General features: G+C 58.4%; 2 protein-coding genes and 1 pseudogene. 2 read left to right on the forward strand and 1 reads right to left on the reverse strand.

Translation table 11 applies throughout. From position 1 onward, the window contains the following. Positions 1–186: 186 nt before the first annotated feature. Entirely contained in the window at positions 187–2,133 is a 1,947-nt protein-coding gene (gene uvrC / locus RMS03_RS02205) for an excinuclease ABC subunit UvrC (RefSeq protein ID WP_310625485.1), read from the reverse strand. Between the two features lie 25 nt (positions 2,134–2,158). Between uvrC and earP the strand changes: the two genes are divergently transcribed. Together earP and RMS03_RS02215 are read left to right on the forward strand one after the other, a co-directional pair. Continuing rightward, complete coding sequence (gene earP, locus RMS03_RS02210; RefSeq protein WP_310625486.1) at positions 2,159–3,283, forward strand: elongation factor P maturation arginine rhamnosyltransferase EarP; 1,125 nt, start codon at positions 2,159–2,161, stop codon at positions 3,281–3,283. A gap of 72 nt (positions 3,284–3,355) precedes the next feature. Beyond that, a pseudogene (locus RMS03_RS02215) lies at positions 3,356–3,433 on the forward strand (elongation factor P); the annotation flags it as partial.

The raw sequence follows: 3,433 nt of genomic DNA on the forward strand, positions 1-3,433 counted from the left end.
CCACCCTTGACCAGCCTGACGGCCTCCAGCTTGAATTCCAGTGTGTACCGCGCCCGTCGTATCGAATCGCTCATTTCTCTCTCCTAAAACTGATTTTTACCTATCAGCTAAGGAGTACGTTTTTCAGGGGTAAGGTCATTCTGCTGTGTGCTGCACGTCTACACCGCCACACTGCAGGCGGCAAACTTAGCGCAACGCGTTGTAAATGGTTTGCGCCAACTCTGGCGAAATACCTTCTACGGTACACAGGTCCGCCACGCTGGCGTCGCCCACACCGCGTACACCACCAAAGCGCTGCAGCAGCTTGGCGCGCTTCTTGGGCCCCACGCCCGGAATTTCTTCCAGCTTGCTGCCGCCCACGCGCACTTTGGCGCGTGCGGCACGCATGCCGGTGATGGCAAAGCGGTGTGCCTCGTCGCGTATTTGAGCCACCAGCATCAATGCTGCCGATTCACGGCCTAAATACACCTTCTCTCGACCATCGGCAAACACCAGTTCTTCGAGGCCTACTTTGCGGCCCTCGCCTTTTTCCACACCCACGATGCGTGAGAGGTCGAGCCCGAGCGACTCAAACACCTCACGCGCCATCGACACTTGGCCTTTGCCGCCGTCAATCAGCACCAGGTCGGGCAGCTTGCCCTCGCCCGCACGCACCGCCTCGGCCAGCTTGCTGTAGCGGCGCACCAGCACTTGACGCATGGCTGCGTAGTCGTCACCACCCGTGATGCCGTCGATGTTGTAGCGGCGGTATTCCGCGCTTTGCATTTTGTGATGATGAAACACCACGCACGAGGCCTGGGTGGATTCGCCCGAGGTGTGCGAGATGTCAAAGCACTCCACGCGGAACTGTTCTAAATCTTCGGGGGCTAAATCGAGGGCATCCACCAAGGCGCGCGTGCGTGCTTGCTGCGAACCTTCTTCAGCCAGCAAACGGGCCAGCTGAATGTCCGCGTTTTGTTGCGCCATTTCTAGCCACACACGGCGTTGCTCACGCGGGTTGTGTACGGCCGTGATCTTGACGCCGGTTTGATCGGTCAGCGCTTGCAGCAACTCTTTGTCCACCGCATGGCTGGTGATGAGTGCGGGCGGCACGGGCACATCCAAATAGTGCTGGCTCAAAAATGCTTCCAGCACTTCAGCAGGTTCGGCGTCATCCACATGCACGGGAAAGTAAGGCCGGTCACCCAAATGGCGTCCCCCACGCACCATCGCCAAGTTGACGCAAGCTGTGCCGCCTTGCACTTTGACGGCGAGGATGTCCACGTCTTGGTCACTCACGGTGTCCACCGCTTGCTGGTGCAACACCTTAGAGAGCGCGCTCATTTGGTTGCGCAACTCAGCGGCTTGCTCAAACTCCAGCCGCTCGGCGTGCGCCATCATGCGCGTTTCGATGCTGCCCATCACCTCTTGCGTTTCGCCGCGTAGCAATCGCATGGCACTGTCCACATCACGTTGGTAGTCGGGCACAGAAATCAGCCCCACACACGGCCCCGAGCAACGCTTGATTTGAAAGAGCAAGCACGGGCGCGTGCGGTTGTTGAACACCGTGTCCTCACAGGTGCGCAAACGAAACACTTTTTGCAACAGTTGGATAGCCTCGCGCACTGCCCATACGCTGGGGTATGGGCCAAAGTAGTCGTGGCGTTTGTCCACCGCACCACGGTAATACACCACGCGGGGCACTTGTTGTGGGCTGGGGTTCGCAGGCGTGCCATTTAATAACGCAGCTTGCTTGGATGCGTCCTCGGTTTTCACCGCCACGCCTCGCGTCATCTTCAAATACGGGTAGCTCTTGTCGTCACGGAACAAGATGTTGTATTTGGGCTTGAGCGTTTTGATGAGGTTGTTTTCCAGCAGCAGCGCTTCTGCTTCTGAGCGCACCACGGTGGTTTCCATGCGCACAATCTTGCTCACCATGTGGCCAATGCGTGTGCCACCGTGGTCTTTTTGGAAATAGCTAGACACCCGCTTCTTCAGGTTGATCGCCTTGCCCACATACAGCACCTGCTCTTGCGCGTCGAAGTAGCGGTACACACCGGGCAAGGCAGGCAAGCTGAACACCAATTCGAGCAACTCGGGGGGGTGGCGCGGTGCTGTATTTTCTGGCGTGGCGTCTGAAGAAGTTTTGGACATGTCCGTATTGTGGACAATCTGAGGCGTGAAAACAGACACCCATTCATCACCCAGCCTTCGCTGGGATATTTTTTGTCGCGTCATCGACAACCATGGCGACCTCGGTGTGTGCTGGCGGCTGTGCGCCGACCTCGCACAACGTGGGCACTCGGTGCGCTTGTGGGTGGACGATGCATCGGCTCTGGCGTGGATGGCACCACACGGCTGCGCGGGGGTGTCCGTGCGTGCGTGGCCCAACGACGAACCGCTGCAAGCGTTGGCGCACAGCACCGAATTTGCAGTAGGCGATGTGGTGGTGGAAGCCTTTGGTTGTGAACTACCCGAAGCGTTTCAAGCGCTGATAGTGCAAGGCACATCACCCATGTGGATCAACCTCGAATACCTGAGTGCCGAAGGCTACGTGGCCCGCTCACACGGCTTGGCCTCACCCGTCATGAATGGCCCTGCACGCGGCATGACCAAATGGTTTTTCTTTCCCGGCTTTACCCCAAACACAGGCGGCTTGTTGCGCGAGCCAAATTTGGCTGAGCGGCACACGGCGTTTGACCGCACAGCATGGCTATCTGCCCTGCCACTCGACAAACCCATCACTGCCACCGAGCACCTCATCAGCTTGTTTTGCTACGAGCCCACGGCCTTACCCGAGTTACTGAAACAACTCAGCCAAGCCGACGAGCCCACGCGTTTGCTCGTCGCACAAGGCCGCCCCAGCGCAGCCGTGGCATCGGCCACGCAAGCGCTACACATGGCTAGTAGCGGCACTGGCCAGTTGCACATCAGTCTACTGCCCTACCTCCGTCAAACTGACTTTGACCACCTGCTGTGGGCTTGTGACTTGAACTTTGTGCGGGGCGAAGACTCGCTGGTGCGCGCTCTGTGGGCGGGCCAGCCCTTTGTGTGGCACATCTACCCGCAAGACGACTTGGCCCACCACGACAAGCTGCACGCATTTGAAGCTGCGCTCGACATGCCACTCACCTTGAGACAGTTTCATGCCGTGTGGAATGGGCTTGAAGCCGCCCCACTTCCCACGCTATCCCTCGCCGCGCTTGAGTCTTGGCGTTGCTGGAGTCGCCAAGTTCAGCGCCGTTTGCAAGACCAAACCGACCTTGCCACCCAATTGCTGGGGTTCGTGGCCCAAAAACGCTAAAATAAGTGACTTTGCGAACCCCAGCGCAGCTTGAGCTGCATGGGCCACATACCTCTTAGAAAACCTCACACTATGAAAACCGCTCAAGAAATCCGCGTTGGCAACGTCATCATGCACGGCAAGGACCCTATGGTTGTCCTGCGCACCGAA

Origin of the sequence: Limnohabitans sp. (assembly GCF_031538885.1) — a bacterium.
Taxonomy (GTDB): Bacteria; Pseudomonadota; Gammaproteobacteria; order Burkholderiales; family Burkholderiaceae_C; genus Limnohabitans.